Origin of the sequence: Streptomyces sp. SID5785, assembly GCF_009870065.1 — a bacterium.
GTDB lineage: Bacteria > Actinomycetota > Actinomycetes > Streptomycetales > Streptomycetaceae > Streptomyces.
Map to the genome: position 1 here is coordinate 1 of NZ_WWIA01000784.1, position 5,621 is coordinate 5,621.

The 5,621-nt window shown below is 68.9% G+C and carries 6 protein-coding genes; all 6 read right to left on the bottom strand.

What is annotated here, in order from left to right:
* Positions 1–321 (bottom strand): ATP-binding cassette domain-containing protein (locus GTW43_RS25840; RefSeq protein ID WP_161304391.1); only part of this gene is annotated, 321 nt, incomplete at its 3' end.
* A gap of 5 nt (positions 322–326) precedes the next feature.
* Complete coding sequence (locus tag GTW43_RS25845; RefSeq protein ID WP_161304392.1) at positions 327–1,304, bottom strand: ABC transporter permease; 978 nt, start codon at positions 1,302–1,304, stop codon at positions 327–329.
* Complete coding sequence (locus GTW43_RS25850) at positions 1,297–2,220, bottom strand: ABC transporter permease (protein ID WP_161304393.1); 924 nt, start codon at positions 2,218–2,220, stop codon at positions 1,297–1,299. The genes GTW43_RS25845 and GTW43_RS25850 overlap by 8 nt, the downstream gene beginning before the upstream one ends.
* An 81-nt stretch (positions 2,221–2,301) precedes the next feature.
* Complete coding sequence (locus GTW43_RS25855; protein WP_161304394.1) at positions 2,302–3,942, bottom strand: ABC transporter substrate-binding protein; 1,641 nt, start codon at positions 3,940–3,942, stop codon at positions 2,302–2,304.
* Between the two features lie 119 nt (positions 3,943–4,061).
* Positions 4,062–4,583, bottom strand: coding sequence for a GNAT family N-acetyltransferase (locus GTW43_RS25860; protein WP_161304395.1), 522 nt, complete (start codon positions 4,581–4,583; stop codon positions 4,062–4,064).
* Positions 4,584–4,730: 147 nt separating this feature from the next.
* Positions 4,731–5,621 (bottom strand): oligopeptide/dipeptide ABC transporter ATP-binding protein (locus GTW43_RS25865; RefSeq protein ID WP_161304396.1); only part of this gene is annotated, 891 nt, incomplete at its 5' end.

Genomic DNA, 5,621 nt, shown 5'->3' on the forward strand with positions numbered 1-5,621 from the left:
GAGCACGGGGTTGAGGGAGGACAGCGCGTCCTGGAAGATCATCGCCATCTCGGCGCCGCGGATCCTGCGCCGCTCCTCCTCCTTGAGGGTGAGCAGGTCACGGTCCTTGAACACGATCCGGCCGTCGCTGATCCGGCCCGGCGGCATGTCGAGGATGCCCATGATCGCCTGCGCGGTGACGGACTTGCCGGAGCCGGACTCGCCGAGCACCGCGAGGGTCTCGCCCGCGTCGACCGTGTAGTTGACCCCGTTGACGGCCTTGGCGACACCGTCGCGGGTGTGGAACTCGACGTGCAGATCGTGTACTTCGAGCAACGGCATGGGCGCTACCTCAGCTTCGGGTCGAGGGCGTCGCGCACCGCGTCGCCGAGCATGATGAACGCGAGCACGGTGAGGGCGAGGGCGCCGGCCGGCCACAGCAGCATGTGCGGGGCGTTGCGGATGTACTGGGAGGCGGCCGAGATGTCGATGCCCCAGCTGACGGCGGGCGGCTTGAGTCCGACACCGAGGTAGGAGAGCGTCGCCTCCAGGGCGATGTAGGTGCCGAGCGCGATCGTCGCGACGACGATGACCGGTGCGACGGCGTTGGGCGTGATGTGCCGCAGCAGCATGCGGGAGTTGGAGGCGCCGAGCGCGCGGGCCGCCTGCACGTAGTCGTGCTGCTTGGCGGTGATGACGGAGCCGCGGGCGATGCGGGAGATCTGCGGCCAGCCGAGCAGCACCATGAAGCCGACCACGGGCCAGACGGTGTTGCTGGTGACCACGGACAGCAGGACGAGGCCGCCGAGGATGACCGGGATCGCGAAGAAGATGTCGGTGATCCGGGACAGGATCGAGTCCCAGAAGCCGCCGAAGAACCCGGCGAGACCGCCGAGCACGGAGCCCAGGAGCGAGACGCCGAGGGTGGCGCAGACGCCGACGGTGATGGAGTTGCGGGCGCCGTGCACGGTGCGCGTGTAGACGTCGCAGCCCTGTCCGTCGAAGCCGAAGGGGTGGCCCGGCTGGGAGCCCTCCTGGGCCTTGGAGAGGTCGCAGGAGAGCGGGTTGCCGGACGCGATCGCCTGCGGCCAGATCGAGATGAACACCAGGAACAGGATGATCAGCCCGGAGATGAGGAAGATCGGGTTGCGGCGCAGGTCGCGCCAGGCGTCGGACCACAGGCTGCGGGGCTTGCCGGAGGGGCCGGTGCCGCCGGGCCCGCCGGGGGTCTTGTCCAGGGTCGCCGCCTCGCTGGCGGCGAGGTCCATGGCCCCGCCCGCGCCCGTCCCGGCGATGGCGCCACCGTCCGGTTGCTGTTCAGGCATAGCGGATCCTCGGGTCGAGTACGGCGTACAGGAGGTCGACGATCAGGTTCACCAGCAGGAAGACGAGGACGAGGATCGTGACGAAGCCGACCACGGTCTGCGTGTTCTGGCGGACGATGCCCTGGTAGAGCTGGAAGCCGACGCCGTGGATGTTGAAGATGCGCTCCGTGACGATGGCGCCGCCCATGAGGGAGCCGACGTCGGCGCCGATGAAGGTGACGACCGGGATCAGCGAGTTGCGCAGCAGGTGCCGGGTGATGACGCGGCGCCGCGGCAGGCCCTTGGCGATGGCGGTGCGTACGTAGTCGGCGCGCCGGTTCTCCGCGATCGAGGTGCGGGTCAGCCGGGTCACGTAGGCGAGGGAGACCGACGCGAGCACGAGTCCGGGCACGATCAGTTCGTCGAACGGGGCGTCGGTGGAGACCGCCGGACTGATCCAGCCCCATTCGACGCCGAGCAGCAGTTGCAGCAGCAGACCGGTGACGAACGTCGGGATGGAGATCACGACCAGGGTGAGCAGCAGCACCGTGGTGTCGATCGGCCGGCCGCGGCGCAGCCCCGTGACGACGCCCAGGGAGATGCCGACGACGATCTCGAAGAGGATGGCGACGAGGGTCAGCCGGATGGTGACCGGGAACGCGGTCGACATCAGCTCGGTGACCTTCTGGCCGTTGAACGCGGTACCGAAGTCGCCGGTGAACACGTTCCCCATGTACGTCAGGTATTGCTGGATGACCGGCTTGTCGAGGCCGAACTCCTTCTCCAGCTGCGCCTTCGTGGCCGGGTCGCAGGCCCGGTCGCCGCAGAGGCCGGCGATGGGGTCGCCCATCACGTTGACCATCAGGAAGATCAGCAGCGTCGCGCCGATGAAGACCGGGATCATCTGCAGCAGGCGCCGGATCACATAACGTCCCATGAGGACTCCGGGTTCCGGTTCCGTGAGCGGTGAGGGCGGTGGCCCGGCCGGCGTCCGGCGCGGACCACCGCCCTCCGGGGGTCAGTTGACCTTGATCTCGTTGTAGACGGGGACGCTGAACGGGTTCAGCGCGACGTTCGAGACCTTGTCCGAGTAGCCGGCGCTGCCGTTCTGGTACCAGAGCGGGATCGCGGCCATCTCGTCCCGGACGACCTCCTGGGCCTGCTGGAACGTCTTGACGGCGGTCGCGGTGTCCGACTCGGCGTTCGCCTTGTCGACGAGGTCGTCGAACTTCTTGCTCGACCAGTGCCCGTCGTTGGACGAGGCGTTGGTGTAGTAGAGCGGCTGCAGGAAGTTCTGGATGAGCGGGTAGTCCATCTGCCAGCCGGCGCGGAACGGGCCCTTCATCTTCTTCTGCGTGATCTTGTTGCGGAAGTCGGCGAAGGTGCCGGTCGGGCTGCCGACGCAGGCCTTGTCGTTGGCGAGGGCGTTGTTGATGGAGTTGCAGACCGCGTCCACCCACTCCTTGTGGCTGCCGGTGTCGGCGTTGTAGCCGATCTGCACCTGGCCGCCGGGGATGCCGCCGCCCTCCTTGACCAGCTTCTTGGCCTCGGTGGGGTTGTAGTCGCAGAACTCGCCGCACAGGCCGGGCTTGTAGCCGCCCTTCTCGCCGAGGACCGGGGAGGTCCAGTCGGTGGCCGGGGTGCGGGTCTTCTGGAAGATCGTCTCGGTGATCTGCTTGCGGTTGATCGCCATGGACAGGCCCTTGCGGACCTTGTCGCTGTCCGCCTTGTTCCACGCGGGGTCGTAGAACGGGAAGGCGAGGGTCTGGATGATGCCGGCCGGGGTGTTGATGTACCGGTCGCCGAGGTCCGCCTTGACGTTCTTGAGCTGGGAGGCGGGCACGTCGTCGACGAGGTCGAGGTTGCCCGCGGTCAGGTCGGTGTAGGCGGTGTTGTTGTCGGTGTAGACCTTCAGGTCCACGCCGCCGTTCTGCGCCTTGTCGTCTCCCGGGTACTTGTCCCACTTGCGCAGGGACATCTGGGAGCCCTTCTGGTACTTCTGCACCGTGTAGGGCCCGTTGCCGACGGGCTTCTTGACCCAGGCGTCGTGGTCGTCGAAGAACGCCTTGGGAAGCGGGGCGAAGGCCGCGTAGCCGAGGGTGTCGGGCCACAGCGAGAACTTCTGGTTCAGCTTCACCGTGAAGGTGTTCGTGCCGGTGACCTTGAGGCCGGACAGCTTCTGGGCGGACTGGCTGCCGCTGTCGGGGTGCACCTTGTCGTAGCCGTCGATCTGGCCGAAGAAGTAGGCGTTCTTCTGGTTGTTCTTCAGGCTCGCGCCGTAGTTCCAGGCGTCGACGAACGACTTGGCGGTGACCTTCTCTCCGTTGGAGAACGTCCAGCCGTCCTTGACGGTGATGGTGAAGTTCTGCGAGTCCGTCGTGTCGATCTTCTCGGCGAGCATGTCCTTGGCCTCGCCGGTCTTCGGGTCGTACCGCTTCAGGCCCCGGAAGATCATGTCGAGGACCTTGCCGCCCTGCACCTCGTTGGTGTTGGCGGGCTCCAGCGGGTTCTGCGGGTCGCCCCAGGAGGAGCGCACGACGCCGGAGCCGTCGCCACCGCCACCGCTGCCGCCGCTGTCACCGCCTCCCCCACAGGCCGTCGCCGCAAGGGCTACGGCCACTGCACCTGCAGCCCATTTGGCGTGCGTGGCTCCACGCATGGAGTGCCTCCTCTTACCGATCACGCGTCACGTACGCCTCAATATCGACCCAACCCGGACATGTCGCACTCCGGGTGGGCCAAGCGGTGACCTCGGACGGCGGAAGGGCTCCGGCGGGCTCAGCCGGGCGGCGGCAGCCGGCGCCAGCGGATCTCGCCGTCCTGCCACACCCCGGTGGGGCTCAGCCCGGCGGACCGGGCGACGGCGGCGGAGGCGGCGTGCTCCGGGTGGACGTGCGCCACGACGGCCTCGAGCGGCCCGGCGACCGTCCCGCCGGCCAGCGCGTCGGCCAGCGCCCGCGCGGCCTCCCCCGCGATCCCGCGGCCCTGCCAGGGCGTGCCCACGACCCAGGCGATCTCGGCGACCCGGGCCGCGTGGTCGACGGTGGCCTGGACGGTGCCCGTCAGGCAGTCCTCGGCACGCAGCCGGACCACCCAGTTCAGCCAGCTCACGGCCGGGTCGGGCGAGCCCGCGACCAGCCGCCGGTACCGCGCGCGCAGCGCGTCCTCGGAGTACGGCTCACCCCCGATGAACGTGTGCAGCGCGGGGTCGCCGAGCACCCGGGCCATCTCCGCGGCGTCCGCCGTGCGCAGCGGCAGCAGGTCGAGCCGCGGGGTCGCGACGGGCCTGGCCTCGATCATGCGGGCACCTCCGGGGCGAGGAGACGAGGGAGACGGGAGAGACAGGACAGACACGGGAGTCAGGAGAAGGGAACCGCACAACGCCGCCGGCCCGCACCCCCTGCGGGGAGTGCGGGCCGGCGGGCGCGAACGGCTCGGGCCGGGCGGTCAGGCCGCCTGGACCACGTTCTTCTCCTCGGCGAAGTGACACGCGGACTCGTGCGCGGCCTCGGTGTCGGCGCTCTTGAAGCGCTCCGGGATCGCCAGGAGCGGCGTCTCCTCGGCGCACCGGTCCTGCGCCTTCCAGCAGCGGGTGCGGAAGCTGCAGCCCGACGGCGGGTTGGCCGGGGAGGGCACGTCACCGGTGAGGATGATGCGCTCGCGGCCCTCACGGGCCTCCGGGTCCGGCACGGGCACGGCGGACAGCAGCGCCTGCGTGTACGGGTGCGTCGGGTGGTCGTAGATCTGCGTGTCCGTGCCGATCTCGGCCATCTTGCCGAGGTACATGACCCCGACCCGGTCCGAGATGTGCCGGACGATCGACAGGTCGTGCGCGATGAAGATGTAGGAGAGGTTGAACTCGTCCTGCAGCTTCTCCATCAGGTTGATGACCTGCGCCTGGACCGACACGTCCAGGGCCGACACCGGCTCGTCGCAGATGATGATCTCCGGGTTGAGCGCGAGGCCGCGGGCGATGCCGATGCGCTGGCGCTGGCCGCCGGAGAACTGGTGCGGGTACCGGTGGATGTACTCCGGGTTGAGACCCACGACGTCGAGCAGGTCCTGCACCTTGCGGCGCCGGTCGCCCTTCGGGGCCACCTCGGGGTGGATCTCGAAGGTCTCCCCGATGATGTCGCCGACCGTCATGCGCGGGTTCAGCGACGTGTACGGGTCCTGGAACACCATCTGGATGTTGCGGCGGACGGCCTTCAGCGCGCGCCCGGACAGCTTGGTGATGTCCTGGCCCTTGTAGAAGACCTCGCCCGCGGTCGCCTTCTCCAGGCTCATCAGGAGCTTGGCGACGGTCGACTTGCCGCAGCCGGACTCGCCCACGATGCC

What these genes read in the sequence shown, in the direction of transcription:
- GTW43_RS25845 (WP_161304392.1), bottom strand. Translation starts at nt 1,304, where the DNA reads ATGCCTGAACAGCAACCGGACGGTGGCGCCATCGCCGGGACGGGCGCG.
- GTW43_RS25855 (WP_161304394.1), bottom strand. Translation starts at nt 3,942, where the DNA reads ATGCGTGGAGCCACGCACGCCAAATGGGCTGCAGGTGCAGTGGCCGTA.
- GTW43_RS25860 (WP_161304395.1), bottom strand. Translation starts at nt 4,583, where the DNA reads ATGATCGAGGCCAGGCCCGTCGCGACCCCGCGGCTCGACCTGCTGCCG.
- GTW43_RS25850 (WP_161304393.1), bottom strand. Translation starts at nt 2,220, where the DNA reads ATGGGACGTTATGTGATCCGGCGCCTGCTGCAGATGATCCCGGTCTTC.